This is a genomic window from Paenibacillus sp. 4624 (genome assembly GCF_050435065.1).
GTDB lineage: Bacteria > Bacillota > Bacilli > Paenibacillales > Paenibacillaceae > Paenibacillus > Paenibacillus amylolyticus_D.
This window is the reverse complement of the sequence record NZ_JBNDJR010000007.1, coordinates 42,212-61,756: the sequence shown is the minus strand read 5'-3', so window position 1 is coordinate 61,756 and position 19,545 is coordinate 42,212. Positions and strand designations below refer to the sequence as shown.

Sequence of the window (19,545 nt, the reverse complement as noted above, 5' to 3'; positions counted from 1 at the left end):
CCTCTAGAATAGCCTTTCAAAGGGCTTCGCTATAGGGTGATTTTTAATCAAATCATGAAGATAGTATTATCTTTTTTTAAGACACTTCAGCAACAACTGAAGACCTTAAGCCCTCAATGAGGATAAATAACGTCAACGCTTGTCCATAGCCCATCGGACTAATCGGTATTTCTTTATAAAACTGGGCATCATGCCCTACAGGTGTTCCATAAGATACTTGCTGTACAACTCCGGTTTCATCAATATGCTGCAACACAGCTTCAAGCGCCCTCATCCCCGTATCAAGATAGGATTCATCGAGGTAACCATAACGGATTCCCTTGAGAATTCCGTATCCAAACGCTGCCGTTGCGGACGTTTCTTTATAGGAGTCTGGATCATCCAGTACCGTATGCCACATGCCATCCTCATGCTGCAGCTTGCTAAGTGCTCTGACTTGCGCAGTCGCTGTATCCAGCAGATAAGACTTCAGCCCATCTTCAATGGGGATGATATTTAGAAAATCCATCACTCCAGCCGTATACCATGCATTGCCTCTTCCCCAATGAACAGCCCCATAATTATGGTTTTCATTGAAATCCCAGCCGTGATAGAACAATCCGCTTTGTTTATTGTACAGATATTTAATATGCACAAGGAACTGTCGTTTGGCTTCTTCCACATAGACTGGTTTCTCAAAGTGCACTCCTGCTTTGGCCAAAAACAGCACCGTCATAAAAAGAGTATCGATCAGAATCTGTCCATCATTCGCATCTCCCGTGATCATATGCTGGAACGCACCATCTCCGGTCCGCAGCAGTTCTTCCATAATCCAGCTACTCCATTCTTCACAGACACGTTCGTATGCTTTGTTTCCGGTCAGCTGGCTTAGTGCCATCAAAGTAAGCAACGGTGCACAGGTATTCACATTTTTCTCGGGTAGTCCCTCCATCAGCCTGGCATCATACCAGGATTCAAGAAAACGAAGCACTTCAGCATCGTTGGTTGCTTCATAGAGCTGAAGGAGACCGTAAAGTCCGACCCCTTGCGGCCATTCCCACAGATGAATGTCGATCAGTCCAATAGGGAACTGTTCGTTGATGCTTGTGTTTTTCATCGATTTCATCGCACCCGATACCTTGCTTATTTTCTCCATAAGCATATCTTGATTCAGCATGTTAGTTTCACTCCCCAGATTTTAGTGCACACGATTCAACGTTTAATGTCATCTAGATGCAATTGTCCCCTAACACCATGACCTGCGTGTACGATTTCCTCTCCTTGAACAAGTAAAGGTTTATTCATTCCCCACTGAACGGAACCGTATATCGGATCGGTCAGGCTAAGCGTCAGAGAAGTACTGTCAAATTGCGGGCTGGAAGAACGAACTTGGTCTACAAAATGGCTAAATGATCCGAATTGCAATTCATTGCCTGCTCTGATAATCCAGGCATTACGCAATCCAGGGGAAACAAGCTCACGCTCTCTTGTCACTCCGTTCTCCTCCATGCTCGTTCCATTCGCTGCATATAGAGCCACATACCCTTTATCCAGACGGCCAAAATACCAATTCTCATGTTTCTCCCATGTCGTGAAAAATGACGTAGGAAAATAAGCATGTGTCCAATCCGAAGTATGCGTTGCCGGAATATCAAACATCATCAAAGCTATCGCTTCATGCTGAACAACGTCAGGCAAAATACCATTTCCAGCCCAGAAACAAGGCCTACCATCCCCATGTTTGTATATCTCTGCGGGATGATTCACCCATACCTGCGCCTCTGGCGACAGGGACAGATGGTTGACATGCTCCTGATAACCTGGCTTGCCTGGTCGAAAGCGAATGATGGAAGACAAAGCGTACTCCGCTGTTCGATAATGATAGAGTCTGGCATACCCTCCCTTGCCCTGCTGATTGGTAAACGTTAACTGTTGATTTTCCTCAAGCAAGAGATGTTCCTGATAAGCGGCAGGAGGGATATAATCGGATAAACTCAAAGCCACGTTACTAATTGAATAATTGTTTACATGACCGACACCATAACCGATCCAGCACATGGACGTTGTCCCCGCGGCATAACTCCCCAGCAATTCTTTCTCATAGCTACGCCCAAACGTGGTGGACATCACCCCTTGATGCATCTGAATCGTAATATAATAAAATAACAAATCCATTGCTTTTTTCGCTTGCTGTCTAAGTTGTTCATTCTGAGCAAACTCGTAAATATGCAAGAGTCCCACTGCATCAATGGGAATGTACGCACTAGAATTCCATTCAGCCAATCCTTCTTCCATAAAGCGTTCAAACCATAAAGCAAGCCTCTGTTCTGCCTTCTGACGATGTACTTCACCGGTTTCACCACTATTCGTGAACATTTCTTCCCCAAACAGTTGCCCCGCTAACAGTTCGTTCGTATGGAACAACAACGCATGATTCTCACTGAAAAACCACATCACATCATCGCCAGGTTCATCGATCCAATACCGATAATTCAGGATACTTGCTTTTACCCGCTCCCAGAATGCTTCACTGAACAACCCGCTATCTCGTTCATCTCTCCATAGCCGGAACAGCCCTACGAGATAAAAATCACTACAATCCTTCCGCTCTTCAATGCCCTCCACACCTTCTAACAACATGGTCTCCGCGTCTTGCACATTGCCATTTGTTTTTAGCATAGCGATCGCTGTGTGAATGTTAGAGCTACCCTTCTCGGCAATACATTGCAGAGCCAGCAATTTGCGGGTTTCAATATCTTTGGCTTGATGAGCAGCCTCATCATAACGGGTATCGTAGGATTGGCAACCAAACTTCTTGGTGAGAACTACGTTTGAAACCGAAATGGTCAGCGTGAAATAGACGTAATGATGTCCAATTTCATTGGTATGTCCCAGAACCAGATCCGCTTCCTTCTCGGCGATCTGTATCGTCTTATTTTCGGTGCCATCAAAGAAATTGCCATACTCAACATGCATCTCTCTGACGATATCTGGCAAGGAAAGCGGAAGCTTAAGTTTAATCTGTTCGCCTTTAAAAATATCTGAAGGAAAGTAAGCTTGTTCCAGAGCGCGCTCGGCGGATCGCACAGGCTCTACCAAATGAGAAGCAATAGGCAGCGAAACATGCAATTCTTCGTTTCCAAGGTATTCTACGGCAAAAGCATACATCGTATCTCGTTCAGCCAGATCCTCCCAGCAGGCATAAATCTCATTGACTCCGGCTGTAAGCTCAGCTTGAATCACGATTTCCTGCTCTTTATTACGAACAAACGGCGCAAAATCCGTTACCTGTTCTCCATTGATCCACAGTGTCAGGCTTCCATACGTTTTGATTCGGAATGAGGCCTTATGAGCGGTCGGAGAGACCAGACGTGTCGCGGCATAACTACGCAGATGAGTGGGCACAAACCAGAAGCCTGATTTCTCTACTCGTGGATTACCCCAGGGAGAATAGATCTCCCATGACATCCCATCCTGCTCTCCTCGAAATGGATCTCCCGGACTCGGAAACTCACTCCATTGATCGAAAAATCGGGATACAGGCTGTGATCTTCTATGTTCAACAAACTCTTGCCTGCACGGGTTTTCGTGAATGGCAAATCCATCGATAAGCCAATCATTAATATCTCCCTCCATCGTTGTTGGAACAAAGGTAACAGGCTCCGTATATATACCACTGATCAACCAATGATTGATGACCTGATTTCCGCCTAGTTTCATCGGCTTGTAATTCAAAGTATCCGTCCCGTCCTGGGTGGATTCTACCATTTAACTCATCCTTTCATGCCTGAAGTAATCATACCGCTGACAAAATAACGCTGGAAAACCATAAAAACAATTAAGACCGGAAGCATCGTAATAACGGACATGGCAAGCAGGCTTCCCCAGTCGACGTTGTATTCTCCAATAAAATTAGAGAGTGCCAGCTGAATGGTGTATTTGGATGGATCACTGATTGCAATTAACGGCCATACAAAATCATCCCATCTCCACATAAACGAAAAGATCGCAAGGACAGCCAGAATGGGCTTGGCTATCGGAAGAATAATGCTCCAGTAAATTTTCCATTCTCCCGCTCCATCCATACGAGCCGCTTCTAACAACTCATCCGGTACGGTCAGCAAATATTGCCGCATAAGGAACACACCCGTCGGCGTTGCTGCAGGCGGAATGATGATGGCAAGCAGGCTGTTATATAAACCGAGTGCACTTAACACTTTGAAGATCGGGATCATAATGACCTCAATCGGGATCATAAGTGTTGAGATAAAAGCAATGAGTATAATGGAGCTTCCACGGAAGCGATACTTTGCGAGTGCAAAGCCTGCCATGGAATTGATCAATAACAGTAGCAACGTTGAAGAGAGCGTGACGATCGTACTATTCATAAAATACAAGCCAAAATCGCCTTTTTTGAATGCCGCCTTGAAATGTTCAAAGGTCACTGGATCTGGCCACAATTTAGGAGGAAAGCTATACAGATCGCTATTTGTCTTTAGGGCAGAAATTACAACCCATAACACAGGTAGTAGCCACAACACTGCGGCCACACTTAACATACCGTAGATGGTGATTTTAACCATAGGTTTCATGACCATCAGACAGCCCCTCCTTTCGATAGGCGGAATTGAAGTGCCGAGAATCCGCCGATGAGCATAAATAGAATGACAGACATGGCACTGGCAAGACCTAATTCCTGCCTGTTAAATCCAATCTCATAAATATATTGAACAATAAAGGTCGTTTCTTTACCTGGCCCACCTCCTGTAAGCGCAAACATAAGTGGGAACGCTTTAAACGCGTCTATCAGACAAAGCATAACCACAAGTAAACTTGTCGGCTTCAACAGCGGAAGGGTAATATAGCGGAACACCTTGGTTCCTGTTGCCCCGTCCAAACGGGCAGCCTCATAATAATCTGTAGGTATAGCCTGTAAACCTGCGATAAAAACGACCATGAAAAATCCTGCTCGTGACCATACCGTCGCCACAATTACAGCCGTATTGGCCCAGAAAGATGAGGTTAGAAAGCCTACAGGTTCTGCGCCTGCCATCGTTAACAGATGATTCAGAATGCCGAAGGAATCTCCGAAAATCCATTTCCAGGTTAAACCAACAATGATATAAGAAATCATGGTCGGCCAGTAAAAGATGGCTCTGAAAAAACCGCGCATTCGAATCTCTCGCGCCAGCAACAACGCAATGCCCAAAGCTGCTGCATAAATTAATGGAACAACAATCACAGCATAAATGCCTGTTCTTCCTATGGTTGACCAAAACTCCTGATCCGTCAGAATCTTCATATAATTGTCCAGCCCATTAAATTTCATCGGATTTAACCCATCATAGACATGGAATGAATAGTACAGACCCAATAAAGAGGGGAAGACGATAAATGTACTAAAGATCAGGAGGTTTGGAAGTATGAACAGATACGGAGCGATCACGAGTTTCCTATTCTGTTTGCTTAATGTTTTATGATTTGTTCGTTGTGCTTCACTCATCTGCATGCCCCTTCCTTATAAATTAAACGAAAGGGAGGCCTAACAGGAATCGGTAAGCCCCCGGTCGTGATGAACATTTGGCTTTGCGTTTAACTTTGTGTTTGGTTAGACCTTATTGACTGCCTATGGCTTCATTAATCTGCTTAGCCATCTGATCCAATGCATCCTGCGGGGTTGCTTTGTCGGATAACACGTCCATAATATGATTTTTCAAATCCGTAGAAATCTTGGATATAAGCGTTTGCCTGGACCAATCATTCGCTGCAAGCGGAGAACTATTTTTCAGTTCATCCGAGAAAACTTCAAACATCTCCTTTCCAAATTCATAATTCAGTGTGGAGCTGTCCTTCCTCGGACTCATGAACAAGGACTCCTGATTATATTTGGAATTCACTTCCTTGGACGTCAAATATTCAATAAACTTTGCAGCTTCCTCTTCCTGCCCGCTACCCTTAAAGGCCATAAGGAACTTCCCTCCTGGTACGGAAGAACGCTGCGTTCCTTTTGGCATGTAGGTGACACCCCATTCGAAGTCGGTAATATCCTTATAATTGCTAATCATCCAGTTGCCAGCCCAGTGCGCCGCTACAGTTCCGGAACGGAACAAATTGTTCGGATTTTCTCCGCCGAGCCATACCGATTCAGGCATGATACCCTCTTGATGAAGCTGCTTGAACATCTCCATGGAGCGAATTCCAGCTTCACTGTTAATCGCGGCAGCACTGCCATCCTCTGTCAAGATGCTTCCGCCATTCTGGTACAACAACGTAGACCAACGATGGGGAGTGACATCCCAAACCATGCCATATCGCGCTCCGCCTTTGTCCATCACCTGCTTTAATGCAGCGATATATTCGTCCCAAGTCCATACTTCATCTGGAGAAGTTGGCACCTTGACACCGGCTTTATCAAATAAGGTTTTGTTATAAATCAATCCATTCGCTGTAACGTCCATCGGCGCGGCTACCAGTTTGTTGTCCATAACATAGTAAGGTTTAAGGGAGTCGATAAATTGATCCTGGAATTGTTCCGCATTCTCTACATAAGGGGTAAGATCAACAGCCTGATTGGCAAAAGACCCCGTATCCGTCACCCGGCTCAAGGCTGGTGGTTTCCCTCCAGACAACATCGTTTTCAACTTGGTTTGAATATCCTTGAAGCCAACTTCAATCAGATTGATTTTTACGTTGCTATTACTTTGCTCGTATTCCTTAATAATCTCCTTGATGACTTCTCCTTCTTTCCCATCAGAGAACCATAAGAAGTCAAGAGATTTTTGTTTCCCACTAGCGTTGTTACCCGCACTTCCACAAGCGCTCAGCAGGATGAGCACAGCTGTCAGTAACACGCTGATGCTCATCTTAAACCATGTTTTTCTTGTCATTTTAACCTCTCCTTAAGAAGAATTAATGATTTTGGGATACATGAAGCAATTCATTTTTACGGAACAACTGTGGTGAAACACCAACGTATTGTTTGAATGCTCTGCTGAAATACACAGGTGTATTGAAGCCTAATGTCTCGGATATGGACAAAATCGGTGCATCGGTAGAAAGCAACAGCTTTTTGGCCTCTGCCACCCTTTTGCGTATGACATAATTGCTGATCGTATATCCCGTAGTTTCTTTAAAAGAATGACAAATATAATATTTGTTCAAATGCAGCGTTTTGGACAGTTCATCGAGTGAAACATTTTCCGCATAATTTTGGTTCAAATAATGAAGAACTCGGCTCACACTGGACTGCTTCTGTGAGGAAATCAGAATCGGATCGACCGATTGCTCCGTAGTCATTTTTCGATAAATCCGCAGTAGCAACTGAGTAAGAATCAATTTAACCATCGTTTTACATCCCGCACTTCGGGCATCCATCTCCTCTTTAATCCCTTTAAATGTACTTGAGATGTATTCACGCTCCTCCGGGGACCAATGTACCAATAAACCGTCGGGGTGACGGAAAATAGACATCAGATTCTCTAATTGACTAAGCTCAAGCATATCTAATAGCAATATTTCCGTAAAATTAACAAAACTTCGCTTGTACACAATCTCTCTCGAAGGATTGATCCGATGAGGGACTCCGCCTCTGAAAATAAACATATCCCCGGGCTTCGGCTTATAGATTCGATCACCGATTAAGAAGGTTGCATCCCCTTGGATAAAATAATGAATCTCATACCCGTTATGTGTATGAATGGGCCATTCATCCTGAAAATTGTCAGCTTCCGAGCGCACATAAATTTCATTTTCCTGCAATGCCATATTCGTCGGGGTGTGTATAGTTAACATCAATAAAGATCTCCCTTCTCTGAATATAAATAGCAATATAGTTTAATCATTTGTAATGATAGCGCTTTACAATGAATTGTATCACAGATATTTCGAACTAATATGAACTATATTGCTGTATTGTTGATCACAATTGTTGCAAATGATTTCAAAGGATCTCAACCATCTAAATGCTGGAAATAAAAAAACACGCCATAGCTCTTAGTCTACGACGTGGTGGAGATACTCTCTGAGTACGATTCGTTCTCCATATATACGAGCCATATCCGTTACCTCCCGGTTTGTTTCCTGATCTTATCCTTCTTTATTAATTTATCAATAATCAGACCCAATGCTGTCCAAAAGAGCAGATGTAATCCACAAATGAGAGGTTTAAACAAGTACGTTGTCTCCGGGTTCATATTGATGTCTGTTAGCCAGCGGTTTAATAGCGGATTGAATGGATTCGTTAAATATATCAAAATGTTTTTATCATCATTACCAGATAGGTTGTTGAAACACACCAGTAATGAGAAAAGGACTAACCAAAAGGTCAGCCGTTTGAATATGTTCATCTTCGTCTATACCTCCTTCTAAACAAGCCATGCTCAGCGGACTCAATCCATCATAGAGAAGTTATTCAATCCCTCTGTATTCTAATTTCAAAGCTCGAACAACCTCTCCATCAATAAGTTCCTCACTGATCCGCTGGAAACCGAGAGATTCGTACAAGGCACCTGCAACGTGATTATCAGGTCTGTGTCCAATCAGGATGCGTTTGCAGTCTAATGCCTTTTGCATCCTTTGAATCAAAGCACGGAGTGCTTCTTTTCCATATCCTCTGCCCTGATATTTGCTATCGATCATCAGTGCAGGCAGCCAATAATCACCCTCGTCAGGCTCTTGATCGGAGTACACCGCAAAACCTACCAAATCTGAATCGTTGTAAATTGCCATAGGTTGAAAATCTTTGACAAACCTAGACTCAGCCAACCAGTATACAACCGGTGCAGGGAACGTTGATTTCTGTTCTTCACTTACCTGCAATTGAGTACAAGCAAACCAATCATCCATCGAAACAGGTCTCACCTGAATAGTCATTTAAAATTCCTCCTAATGGTTTTCTTCGTTTTTTAATGCACGTATTCAACTGTTTTCTCATACTGCATCACTCCTTTCACATTGGCTTAGGTATTTCGGTGTGATTCATCTCACTATTCATTTACACAAAAGTTCGTTTGCAGCGTCCATTCTAATCTTCGCAACCATTCCTTCTGTACATCCGGGTGGGCATTCTTGATGCGGTTCATGATCTGTATTACTTTGGATGTGGCGTAAGCTCGGATTAAATCATGTGTTATTTGGACATTTGTATGTTCTGTATATGTACTTAAGAAGGCTCCTGACAGTTCCTTGGCCATATTAGGATAATGTAAATGCACAAACCAGACAACCCATGCCACATCAAATAACGGGTTCCCCCAGCCTGCCCACTCCCAGTCCAAAATGAACATGGAATCGTTGCATAACATTACATTATGCGGTCCATAATCCCCGTGAATCAGAGTTTGTTCCCCATGATCTGGAATGCTTAATACTTCTTTTGCCATGCTCTTGATTCCAGTAGGCATGAACTTAAGTCCATCCACAGCAACAGCGGATTTCATGATAACAGGCAACTCTGTCTCTTGGTCGTCTCGTTTGACGGAGTGCACCTCTTTGGCGAGATATTTACCCAGTTGCTCATACATTCTCCTGCCTTGGTCAAGTCTATCTTGATCCAAAATCTTCTGTGCATTTACGCCCGTGACATAGTCCATCATTACAAATAGCCGTTCATCTTGCTCAAAATAATCATACACTCGAGGAGTCACCCCAGAATGAGTTAACAGCGTCAGTGCACTTATTTCTGTCTTTGCATCTGAATTATTCACATGATAGATTTTGGCAACCCTCTTCATGTCAGTTCCCTCAAGTAAGAGGGTCGTATTCGTATAACCGCCAGTTAATCCAACGATTTTTACATTTGGGAATCGATTTAACAAGGTGTCATGTATCACTTTATGATTCCTTCTTTCTTATTTCCATTAAGTGCTATTCACTAACGCGTACTCAAATCTGATCTCCGATCTCGACAAGAACAGGACTATGTTTAGTCAATTCAGAGAGCTCAAAAGATTTATTGGCAGCCAACGCTGTTCGAGCGATACTTGCCCCTTCTGACTTCCAAACCGAATAAATATATTTGGAAAAAGCATATCCATTCAAGACGTACCCCCTATCTTGTAGCTGTCTGAACAATTTCGCACTTTCTTCAGACTGTTCAATATCCGCTAGAATACAAGCCAGATTATTTAACGCAATATGAATATCTCGCTGTGAGTTTCTACATGAATTCACATCTTCCCAGCTGCCGACAACTTCTTCTTTTTTCATGGGCTCTAAGGAAGCCCAATCAATGTTATCTATTAAATGCATCGTTTCATGCATAAGTAAATCTACTTCTCTTTCGTCTCTGGAGTGATACAGATAAGCTAGACGCTGTTTGTTATATGTAATCCGGGCGAAAAGAAGATTGTCCCACTGCTGATCTTCCCAGGTAAGCTGTTTCATATGTTCTAAGACTTCCGGCATCTCGCTGTATCTCTCTAATGCCCAGAACGTACCGCCCAAGGCCCGGTGGCTCTCAAAACGAACGGCGCGATTGGAATCCAATTTTGGCGCATGATCGCAAGCATATCGATACCAGACAATCCAATGCTCGAAGTAATTCCCCAGAGACAATGACAAAGCCTGTGTGGAATCGGAAACGACCCAATGATACTGTTCAGGGAGAAGAGTCTCCTTCCCCCATTCGTAAAATGCCAGATGATTGGCATAAAGTAGCTCCGGCTCTCTTAACAGGGCGTAGCCATCTGAAATATTCCAGTATACCCAGCCGCGTTCATTCACAGCGAGTTCGCCGGTTTGCTCGTATTTTTTTAATAAGTTAATCATCTCCTGATGATCGCCTCGCACCACTGTTTCCCGAAAAGCATGAACGATATTCTTCCTCATCCTCCGTCCCTCATAGCCCTTACAATGGCTTCGTACCGCAAGCAGTAATAAAATTCATCATGGCATAGGCTTCTGGCGAATGATTGATAGCTTCAAAAGCTCGCTGCAACTGGGCAAACTCCTCCGGGCTAATGATGCCCTTTTCAACAAAATGTACAAAACGCTGGAGATTGAATTGTTGCTTGAAACCCTCTATACCGATGATGTCACTGTGTTGAACAACCGCATCAATGTCAACATCAATGTATCCACTCTCAGCAAGGAGCCGCGGCAAACTTCTGCCAATTAACCGATTACCGCCATGTTGGGCTACATAGTCGGCGATTTTCATTAATACGCTATGCAACGCCGGTATATCCGGATTCACCGCCCCAAAAATACCGTCGTCAACATCAATAATGGCCAGCCGGCCACCAGGCTTGAGCACACGATAAATTTCTTGCGCAGCTTCGATCGGATTGTTCAGGTGAAGAAAGATCAGTCTAGCCACCACAAAATCAAAGGAGTCATCTGGCAGATCCATTTGATATATGGAAGATTCCACAAACTGCAGTCGCTCGGAAGAAACGTCTTTCAGCCGTTCTTTGGCTTGTGCCTGTAACGTACGATCAATCTCAAGCGAGGTGATCTCGCTGCCCGGTAGACTGTTCAATAATTGTTCTGTGATGTAGCCTGGTCCGCTTCCGACCTCTAATACACGCATTCCATTTTTGAGCCCATACCACGACAGATTACGAAATTCTTTGGACCATCCCATGACCGCTTGCATCTTTAACCTCTCTAGTTCCTCATTGAAACTTAATACTGCGGTTTGGATATTGTAAGTTGAACGCGTGTCAGTCATATTTCTTCATCTCCTGTTGATTAAAATGATAGAACCTGCATTCTCACACTTTTTTTCTACCTAAAAAAAGAGCAACCTTGTGATGTTTGTCTATCGTTCCACCTGCATGATCTATTGAACGTTTAATTCTCTCCAAAAGCGTACTCCGAACATCCTCAGAAAGCTGCTGATGCTTGGAATTTGTATTTAAAAGTGCGACATACTCATCGCTCGAACAGGACTGTATCCAGTTATATTCCTTGACCTTAATGTCTGTGAACAAGCCCGAACGCTCCGTTATTTCTTTGCGCTCCTGAATGACTTCATCGGGCGAAGGATATTGAGAATCATCCAAATGAGAGGCTAGCGCAATGTAATGCGCACGGATTTCTCGATGCAGCTGGTCGTAGCCAGGAACATGAACTGTCCAAAAAAAACCTATGCATCCCTCATCCTCAAGCACTTCCCAGGCCCTGCGGTAACCGATCTCTGGATCAATAAAATGAAAGGCTGTCCCTGACACCATCAACTTGAAAAGCTTTCCTTCTTCATTCCATTCCTCAAACGAAGTGTTGATCACTTGAATGGATGGATACGATCTGAATTTATCTGCGGTAAACTGTGCCAAATTGCTACCTAATTCAATACACGTTATGTTGGTGTAGTGCTTACTTACCAAACCACCAGTGGCCTGCCCTGTTCCGCAACCAACTTCAAGAATAGAATCTTGCTTATCAAGCTTCGCATATGTAAAAATATCATCAAACATTTCACTCGGATAGACGGGTCTGTAACGCTCATATTCAATCGCTACGAGATTGAATGTTTCCTTGTTTTCCATAAATATCCACCTCAAATTTGCTAACATTATTTTTCTCATTTCATTGACTAAACTTACCATATTTTATTATTGTTGAACATATCCGAATAAACCTCTCAATAATGGAATAATACTGTCTCCAGTTCAACAGTTACTATAATAGATCGGGGTGCTTCGATGAAAAGTATTTTTGAAACAAGACATGCTACTGAAATTACAGATCGTATTGATCGACTCCGTGAAGATTCCACACCTCTGTGGGGAACCATGCAGGTTTCTCAAATGTTAGCTCACTGTGCAGCTTTTCATGATATCCCTTTGGGTAATACGTTCCCGCCAAGAGGATTGCTAGGAAGACTTGTTGGACGGTTTGCCAAACCGATGTTTTACAATGAAAAACCTTTACCACAAAATATGTCGACCATTCCAACCATCGTTATTGATGATGATCGAGTGTTTGAGACCGAGAAAGAAAAACTAAAAGAGCAGATCACTACTTTTCAAGTAAGAGGCCCAGATCAATGTTCCCATCATCCCCACCCTTTCTTCGGAAAACTAACACCTGAGCAATGGGGAAAAGGAATCTATAAACATCTGGACCATCATCTAAAGCAATTTGGAGTTTAAATGTAGAGTCTTATCCAGCCGCGACAGATCCCATGATCGAAAAAAAGCCCATGACAACATTCCGCTTTATCACACATTTCTGCATGGTTCAAGCTTCAAGTGTCATGGGCAATATCAAGTGAAGCTCTTACTCGCCACTTTCCACTTTCTGTGCGCCGCCAGTGAGGGTCACAACCGATTTTCCTGGAATGTTTACGATAAAAGTCTGCTCTTCTTCCGCTTCGGGTACTCTCTCCTGACAAACCAGATCCAATTCCGCATTGGTTACGTAAGACTGCATTGTGGTAATTCGTTCATTTAATCCCAGCTCATGGAGGTGTAGTTGAATGCATTTGTCCTGTTCACCATGATTCACAAAAACAGCTGTCACGGTTTGCTCTCCCTCATGGACATAGGCAGAACCTAACAAACCGCTGTCGGCTTCCTCACCAAGTCCGGTCAAGTCGATTCGCTTCGCACCAGGCCGAATAAATCGGCTATAGTTACCGAGTACCCACAGCATTTTCGAAGTAAGAATATTTTGCTCATCGCCGGTTTCATTAAAATCCGTATAGATTAATCCATCTTTGTAATCTACTTTGGAAACCGCTGTCCACCATTGCCATGCTGCCGCATTCGCTTCTACCAGATCAAAATGAATCGTTCTTGCCACATGAAGCGCAGGCTCGATCCCTAAATCACGTCCGGGACCATAATCCCCCAGAATGCAATATTCCGTCACCCAGTACTTGCTCTCTTCATCGTAATGCTTCATGTTGGTGTGCAGCAATTGCCTCAATCTGACTAACCGATCGTCTCCGGGATTACTGTAGTCGGACCAGTATGAATGGGAAGCCATTTTATTCCCTATCGCTTCTTTCACCTCAGGATCACCAATCATATCCTTTATGTATTCCCTATACTTCCCTGTGCCCAGCTTGTTAGCGCCGCTGGAATACGTGCCACTTCCCGCAAACTGGCGATAGTACTCATCGTCCAAGAGCGACGTAATTTCCACGCCATCCGGTGCACTGATCCGTGTCTGTAGACCGGTATGCTGTAACTGGCGGTATAATTCCAGAATTACTTGTTTCAGATCATCATTATTGTAACGGTTCCCCTCCTGCCAAGACTGATTCCAATCCCAAGTCGGCTCGTTGATCGGGCTAATATAGTCAAAAGCGAGTCCTTTTCCCTTGAAATAGGATAAAACATCAATCAGATAAGACGCGAACTTTCCATTATAACCTGGTTTCAGATTCGTCGAACCCACTTCAAGATCAGGCTGGGCATGCCCATTTTTGGTCATCCATACCGGTGGGCTATTTACAAAAGCGATTAGTGTCCCAACTCCCCGCTCACGCGCGGCTTGAAGGAACCACTGTTGGCCAGACTGTTTACTCCAGTCATACTCGTGCTCCTCTGATATTTTGAAAGCTTCGGCTCTTCTCCAGGGGTCGGGTATTCGATCCTGATCGGTTTCTGTTGAACCTGCGCCTATGTTAAAACGCCACGCGGACAACCCGATTCCTCGCTCCCTGGAAAATAACAGATCGGCAATCTTTGCTTTATTTTCCTCACTCCAATACTTCCCTAGCGGTTCCATCGACCACGCATCCGACGCGCCAAAATTGTCTATGCTCTGATAACATTTATTTCCATCAATCGTGACTTGTGCATCCAGCCTATCTATTGCTTGTGGGTTATCTCTTTGCATTCCTAATCCTCCTCTGCCGATAAGCCGTTAAAATAGCTATGGGTTAGAGACTGCCATCTACGTAGGCAGCCTCTTATAAGCTTCCAAATTCAGTGTCCTTCTCAAGTTATGAAGGACATATTCCCCTTCAGTTCACTGCTCCAATCCTGTTATCCTACAAGACCGGAACGTTCCACACTCTCCACGAAATGACGCTGAACGAACAGATAAATGATAATCAGCGGCAAAATGGCCATCAGTACACTCGTATTCATCATCATGGACATGAAAAACGGATCTTGTGTATAAGATGCCGCGGCCTGACCTCCGCCCGTCAGATACGTCGCAATGGTAAAGCCCGAGGACGACATCATCGAGGACATGACTTTAGGTTCATTTAAATACATATTGGTGAAGAAAGAATCATTCCACTGCCATACAAACGAGAACAGCATAACCGTAACCATTGAAGGTATCGCGTTAGGCAAAATAATACGTCCAAACGTTTTGAAATATCCAGCACCGTCCACGTAGGCTGCCTCTTCAATCTCACGTGGGATACCTCTGAAGAACTGGCGAAAAATGTAGACGTACAGACCTGTTTTCACACCCATGCCGAGTGCTGCGGAAATCAGAAATGGCCAGTATGTGTTGATGAGATTAGCAGGACTGCCACGAAACAGCTCGATTAAGCCCATCACATCAAAGTTCTTAAAATTTAGATAGAGCGGAATCATGATCGTCTGTGAAGGCACCAAGATGGTAAAAATTACGGCAGCAAACAACAAACCGCTACCTCTGAACTTGATTCTTGCAAACCCGTAGCCGGCTAGCACACAGGTTATCGTCTGGAGAAGCATAACCGCAGAGGATAACCATAAGGTGTTCATCAGCACGCTGGGATAGTTCATCGCCGTGAAGACCAGTTTAAAGTTTTCGAGCGTAAACGTACGCGGAATCCAGATCACCGTTGGGTCATACAGATCGGACATGCTTTTAAAGGATATCGATATTTTCAATAAAATCGGGTAAAGAATGACAAATGAAATGCCAAAGATCAAGACAAACCGAACCAGAATCCACGCCCACTTCTTGATCGCTTCAAACCAGTAGGCCGTGGATCCCAGGCGATGCATCCATTCCTTTTTCGCTGGCGGTTGCCCTGCTGCGGTTTCTGTCTTCATGTCAGGCCTCCTTCAGAATTACTAGTTTTGATAAAAGACCTTGCGGGATACCAGGGCGGTCGTTACCCACAGGATTAGTGCAATCACGGCAAAATACATCCATGACATCGCCGCACTGAGCCCGAAGTTAAAGCTTTTGAAGGCCGTGTCCACCACAAGCCGACTCGTCTGATCACTGATGAAGCTGTCCACGATGGTATACACCAGATTCGTCAGAATCAATGGGCTCAGCATCGGGAACGTAATTTTCCAAAAGGCTTCGTAACCTGTAGATCCTTCGATTTTGGCTGCCTCATACAGCGATGGAGAAATCGACTGCAAACCCGCAAGGAAAATCAAAATCTGAACGCCTGATTGACTGACAATCTCGTAAATCCGGCTAACCGCACCTGTCAAATATTCAACCAGAATCGGACTCATACCTGATTCAAGGAGCATTATCGTCAGATCCAGATTTTTCATCACAGACAGTCCACCGCCCGTCATGTCGTTGGCACTGCGCACAACGGATTGCATCAAATCCCCGTTTTCGATACTCGCAATAATACCCGAAGCCAGAATAACCGGAAGGAAAAAAATCGCTCTTGCCAGCACCCTTCCATGAAACTTCTGATTCAGAATCACCGCAAAAAACAGGCTGAAAATAATAATTAACGGTGTATTGACGACAATATTGATTACAGATTCCGTCAACATCCTGACATAGGATTCATGAGAGAATAACGCCTCACGGAAATTGGCCAACCCAATAAACTCCAGCGTAAATCCTTCATTGGACACCTGCAGATTGCTCAGACTGTATCGGAACGAAGAGATCAGCGGCACCATGAAAAGCAGCAGGAAACCGATGAACCAAGGCAGGATGAAATACAAACCGTAATATCTGTTTTTTTGCTCTAGGGATAATTTCTTAAGTTTCATTCCGGCATGTCACCTCCTACCCAGTAGCTCTTCGCTGCCACACGTGTGCCATTCCACTCCACAGCAGCATCGTTGTAATTCACAATGACCGTTTTACCTTTTTCGTAAGTCGTTTGATACACACCCTTACTCAGCTTCTCATGTTTAACAATCGTTTGATTCTGTACATCTTGGAGCACGTTCTTCAGTTCCTTGTATCGCTCTGCTGATTCCTGAATCCAGCGCCGATAATCGGCTGAATATAACGCGTCAAAACTCGTCAGTTTGATCGCAGATGGATCTGCGTAGAACCACGTGTAATATGGCGCCGATCCGGTTTCGATCGCCCGCAGCATCTGTACATGGGAATCCTGATCATCCGCCATATTCCAGGCCTGCCCTGTATATTGCACGAAGCCGTGATAGACCAGTTGGAAAAAGGGAACCGCTTCATCGGTGATGTTAAACCCGCTGTTGCTCACAGGTGCATCCACGATATGTCTGGCATAGGGGCTTGCATAACTATTGCCGCCCTCTACAAGAAGCGATGCATCGGAACTGCGCACCTGATCAAGCTGCTTCATCACAACCTCTTTGGCCTGCTCGCGATTGATCACATTAGCGCGGTTGAAATCGGAATTCAGCTGGTCGCCTAAGTCTCGAAGCGACAGACCTGTAAGTCCAGTCTCTTTATAATCTTGTAAAAATCCACTCACAATGCCCGGCACCGATTCCGGACTCAGGACATAGCCCGGAGATGCTTCATCATCCCGTGTAAAGGAGGAGATATAGTACGGGAACAACTGCGCAAGTTTACCCGTAATTTGGCGTGAAGCATACGTTTTTTTGAATCCCTTCGCTTCTGGGAATGCCTCCAGGAAGGATACGTCCGGGTATAATCCAAAGCCATTCTCTTGTATATAAGCTTGCAGGCTTTGCAAACCTTTAGCTCCACCAAGCTTTTTATCAACATCGATCGACTTCGGTATATCATGGTGGATACCTCCGCCAAACCACCCCGAGTACCGAAGCTGGATGTCCTCCACACCAAGGCTTTGCATCTCTTTTAAAATATCCTGTGCCTCTTCAAACGTGGTAAGCGACTCGTAAGCATTGTAAGGGATGCCGAGGAAAAACTTTTTCTTCGGAATGCCGCCGATCAGTTCCACGTAAAATGGCATTTCTGTATCATCACCTAAACGGGTGAGTTTCTTTTGCTCCGTCAGATAATCCCGATAAGTCGAGGCCATACCTGAATAGCTCGCATCATCTGCATCCAGGAATTCATACACAACGGCCATTTCATTATGAAAAGGCTGTGCTTGAAACCGTTTGACTGTGCTCGAACGCCAGCCATTAGTCAGGGTAACCTCTTCCATACTGCTGAGCGAAAAACTGGAATGCACCGTGTTGTACTGGTTCAACCTGCCGCTGACATCCGCTTCAACAGACGCAACCGCGTCACCCTTATCAATGACCGCAAGGTATCCTTTGTCTCCGTAACTCATGCCAAACACCGGCATTCTCGCCTTCTGTTCCTTCTGAATCTGGGAGAGTTGGTTTACAGCATGATCACTTCCATACAGAGCTGTACTATATGGGGACACAGACGTTTTTTTATTATTAAAATAAATCAGAGATCCCGATCCGTCCGGCACCAGACTGTATCCTTTATCTTTTGGACCGCTCGCTCCGAAAAACGGCAACAGGGACAACGATTGAATTTTCATCGTATCCGGGTATTGGATACCGTTCTCCGGGATGGATACACGCAGACGTCCTTGCTCCAGCCGATAGTGGACAGGCACAACGACACTTGCGTTCCCGTTTTCCTCTTCACCGTAGGCCGCTTTGTCTATGGCGATCTGTGCCTCATCATAGCCGATGGATTCGAAAATTCGGGTTACTTTGGACAAACCTACGCCTTTTAGAGATGAATCCCGTCTTTCATAACGTTTGTTCTGCGCATCATACTTAAAGCGCTTCTCAATTTCTTTCTGGTCTTTTTCTTCCAGTTTCCCGAGAATTAACGTGTTAAAGCGTTCCTCGCTAATATATTTAGGGATGGCTTCAATATCACTTTTGACTTCACCCAGCGTGTATACAACGTTGAGACCGTCCTTTACTTTTTCAACTTCAAACTGACCACTCTCTACACTGTGCGTAAAATTATCGTATTTGAGCGCATTGCCCGTATTATCGTAATACGTCAATTCAAATTGCACATTCAGCTGGGACTTGTTATAACCCGTCGCAATGCTATCCTGATCACGATCCTGCGGGTTAGAAAACCACATCGCACCATTCTTCTGATCCTTGACCGCAATCTCTGTGGTTTCCGGCTTCAGATATAGAATCAAGCCATCCTTTTCTGCAACAGCTTCCATCCCCTCAGGAGCAGCCGCCGCTTTGTTATTCTTTTGATTTGCAGATGCTGCCTTCGGTTCAGAGCTGGTCGCAGCGGATTGCTCTTTTCCCTCACGTTCAGGATCCGCCGCCGTAGATTTTTGATCCGTTGAAGTTTGTTGTGTTGCAGACGACTCAGCAGCCTTGCTCTGATCCGCCTCTTGTGAATCTCCGGATGTGGTTACCACACGTTCCGATACGGACTCCGCATAGTTGACATTTTGAGACATGAACAAGCTTGCAATGAGAATGACCGCTGCAAACGCAGTACGCTTTTTTCTCATATCAGGCACCTCCTTTCTTC

At 44.5% G+C, this 19,545-nt stretch carries 16 protein-coding genes; 1 reads left to right on the top strand and 15 read right to left on the bottom strand.

Going from position 1 to position 19,545, the window contains the following annotated elements; translation table 11 throughout:
* Positions 1-76 precede the first annotated feature (76 nt).
* From ABIE27_RS16795 to ABIE27_RS16745, 11 genes are all read right to left on the bottom strand, one after another.
* A complete protein-coding gene (locus tag ABIE27_RS16795) occupies positions 77-1,156 on the bottom strand; it encodes a glycoside hydrolase family 88/105 protein (protein ID WP_429351016.1) in 1,080 nt (359 codons plus the stop codon).
* A 35-nt stretch (positions 1,157-1,191) separates the two neighbouring features.
* Positions 1,192-3,747: a hypothetical protein gene (locus tag ABIE27_RS16790; protein WP_123066735.1), complete on the bottom strand. Its 2,556-nt coding sequence runs from the start codon at positions 3,745-3,747 to the stop codon at positions 1,192-1,194.
* Between the two features lie 5 nt (positions 3,748-3,752).
* The gene (locus tag ABIE27_RS16785) at positions 3,753-4,577 is read right to left on the bottom strand and encodes a carbohydrate ABC transporter permease (RefSeq protein ID WP_123066736.1); all 825 of its coding nucleotides are present in this window, start codon (positions 4,575-4,577) and stop codon (positions 3,753-3,755) included.
* A complete protein-coding gene (locus ABIE27_RS16780; protein ID WP_429351015.1) occupies positions 4,577-5,482 on the bottom strand; it encodes a carbohydrate ABC transporter permease in 906 nt (301 codons plus the stop codon). The genes ABIE27_RS16785 and ABIE27_RS16780 overlap by 1 nt, the downstream gene beginning before the upstream one ends.
* 112 nt (positions 5,483-5,594) lie before the next feature.
* Positions 5,595-6,866: an ABC transporter substrate-binding protein gene (locus ABIE27_RS16775; protein ID WP_123066738.1), complete on the bottom strand. Its 1,272-nt coding sequence runs from the start codon at positions 6,864-6,866 to the stop codon at positions 5,595-5,597.
* A 22-nt stretch (positions 6,867-6,888) separates the two neighbouring features.
* On the bottom strand, positions 6,889-7,770 hold the full coding sequence (locus tag ABIE27_RS16770) for an AraC family transcriptional regulator (protein WP_123066739.1): 882 nt from the start codon (positions 7,768-7,770) through the stop codon (positions 6,889-6,891).
* A gap of 615 nt (positions 7,771-8,385) precedes the next feature.
* On the bottom strand, positions 8,386-8,850 hold the full coding sequence (locus tag ABIE27_RS16765) for a GNAT family N-acetyltransferase (RefSeq protein ID WP_123066741.1): 465 nt from the start codon (positions 8,848-8,850) through the stop codon (positions 8,386-8,388).
* Positions 8,851-8,963: 113 nt separating this feature from the next.
* Positions 8,964-9,794, bottom strand: coding sequence for a phosphotransferase family protein (locus tag ABIE27_RS16760; protein WP_161557034.1), 831 nt, complete (start codon positions 9,792-9,794; stop codon positions 8,964-8,966).
* Between the two features lie 67 nt (positions 9,795-9,861).
* Positions 9,862-10,806, bottom strand: a complete 945-nt coding sequence (locus ABIE27_RS16755) for a hypothetical protein (protein ID WP_123066743.1) — start codon at positions 10,804-10,806, stop codon at positions 9,862-9,864.
* Positions 10,807-10,825: 19 nt separating this feature from the next.
* Positions 10,826-11,650 (bottom strand): methyltransferase domain-containing protein, encoded by an 825-nt coding sequence (locus ABIE27_RS16750; RefSeq protein ID WP_123066744.1) that lies wholly within the window; start codon positions 11,648-11,650, stop codon positions 10,826-10,828.
* A 43-nt stretch (positions 11,651-11,693) separates the two neighbouring features.
* A complete protein-coding gene (locus ABIE27_RS16745) occupies positions 11,694-12,530 on the bottom strand; it encodes a class I SAM-dependent methyltransferase (RefSeq protein WP_123066745.1) in 837 nt (278 codons plus the stop codon).
* A 96-nt stretch (positions 12,531-12,626) separates the two neighbouring features.
* On the opposite strand from ABIE27_RS16745, the gene ABIE27_RS16740 reads away from it, so the two are divergent.
* Positions 12,627-13,076 carry a DUF1569 domain-containing protein gene (locus tag ABIE27_RS16740; RefSeq protein ID WP_123066746.1) on the top strand — a complete coding sequence of 150 codons (450 nt, stop codon included), beginning with the start codon at positions 12,627-12,629 and terminating at the stop codon, positions 13,074-13,076.
* A 127-nt stretch (positions 13,077-13,203) separates the two neighbouring features.
* Here the strand turns inward: ABIE27_RS16740 and ABIE27_RS16735 are convergent, their stop codons facing one another.
* The 4 genes from ABIE27_RS16735 to ABIE27_RS16720 form a co-directional block, all read right to left on the bottom strand.
* Positions 13,204-14,772 carry a glycoside hydrolase gene (locus ABIE27_RS16735; RefSeq protein WP_123066747.1) on the bottom strand — a complete coding sequence of 523 codons (1,569 nt, stop codon included), beginning with the start codon at positions 14,770-14,772 and terminating at the stop codon, positions 13,204-13,206.
* A 149-nt stretch (positions 14,773-14,921) separates the two neighbouring features.
* Positions 14,922-15,935, bottom strand: a complete 1,014-nt coding sequence (locus tag ABIE27_RS16730) for a carbohydrate ABC transporter permease (protein ID WP_123066748.1) — start codon at positions 15,933-15,935, stop codon at positions 14,922-14,924.
* 21 nt (positions 15,936-15,956) lie between these two features.
* Positions 15,957-16,856 carry a carbohydrate ABC transporter permease gene (locus tag ABIE27_RS16725; RefSeq protein WP_090920925.1) on the bottom strand — a complete coding sequence of 300 codons (900 nt, stop codon included), beginning with the start codon at positions 16,854-16,856 and terminating at the stop codon, positions 15,957-15,959.
* Entirely contained in the window at positions 16,853-19,525 is a 2,673-nt protein-coding gene (locus tag ABIE27_RS16720; RefSeq protein WP_123066749.1) for a DUF5696 domain-containing protein, read from the bottom strand. Before ABIE27_RS16720 ends, ABIE27_RS16725 begins: the two co-directional genes overlap by 4 nt.
* Between the last annotated feature and the right edge of the window lie 20 nt (positions 19,526-19,545).

Excerpts from the sequence above, each read along its gene's own strand:
- ABIE27_RS16740 (WP_123066746.1), top strand. The coding sequence starts at position 12,627 with ATGAAAAGTATTTTTGAAACAAGACATGCTACTGAAATTACAGATCGT.
- ABIE27_RS16795 (WP_429351016.1), bottom strand. The coding sequence starts at position 1,156 with ATGCTGAATCAAGATATGCTTATGGAGAAAATAAGCAAGGTATCGGGT.
- ABIE27_RS16775 (WP_123066738.1), bottom strand. The coding sequence starts at position 6,866 with ATGACAAGAAAAACATGGTTTAAGATGAGCATCAGCGTGTTACTGACA.
- ABIE27_RS16770 (WP_123066739.1), bottom strand. The coding sequence starts at position 7,770 with ATGTTAACTATACACACCCCGACGAATATGGCATTGCAGGAAAATGAA.
- ABIE27_RS16755 (WP_123066743.1), bottom strand. The coding sequence starts at position 10,806 with ATGAGGAAGAATATCGTTCATGCTTTTCGGGAAACAGTGGTGCGAGGC.
- ABIE27_RS16750 (WP_123066744.1), bottom strand. The coding sequence starts at position 11,650 with ATGACTGACACGCGTTCAACTTACAATATCCAAACCGCAGTATTAAGT.
- ABIE27_RS16720 (WP_123066749.1), bottom strand. The coding sequence starts at position 19,525 with ATGAGAAAAAAGCGTACTGCGTTTGCAGCGGTCATTCTCATTGCAAGC.
- ABIE27_RS16735 (WP_123066747.1), bottom strand. The coding sequence starts at position 14,772 with ATGCAAAGAGATAACCCACAAGCAATAGATAGGCTGGATGCACAAGTC.
- ABIE27_RS16725 (WP_090920925.1), bottom strand. The coding sequence starts at position 16,856 with ATGAAACTTAAGAAATTATCCCTAGAGCAAAAAAACAGATATTACGGT.
- ABIE27_RS16745 (WP_123066745.1), bottom strand. The coding sequence starts at position 12,530 with ATGGTAAGTTTAGTCAATGAAATGAGAAAAATAATGTTAGCAAATTTG.
- ABIE27_RS16790 (WP_123066735.1), bottom strand. The coding sequence starts at position 3,747 with ATGGTAGAATCCACCCAGGACGGGACGGATACTTTGAATTACAAGCCG.
- ABIE27_RS16785 (WP_123066736.1), bottom strand. The coding sequence starts at position 4,577 with ATGGTCATGAAACCTATGGTTAAAATCACCATCTACGGTATGTTAAGT.
- ABIE27_RS16765 (WP_123066741.1), bottom strand. The coding sequence starts at position 8,850 with ATGACTATTCAGGTGAGACCTGTTTCGATGGATGATTGGTTTGCTTGT.
- ABIE27_RS16730 (WP_123066748.1), bottom strand. The coding sequence starts at position 15,935 with ATGAAGACAGAAACCGCAGCAGGGCAACCGCCAGCGAAAAAGGAATGG.
- ABIE27_RS16780 (WP_429351015.1), bottom strand. The coding sequence starts at position 5,482 with ATGAGTGAAGCACAACGAACAAATCATAAAACATTAAGCAAACAGAAT.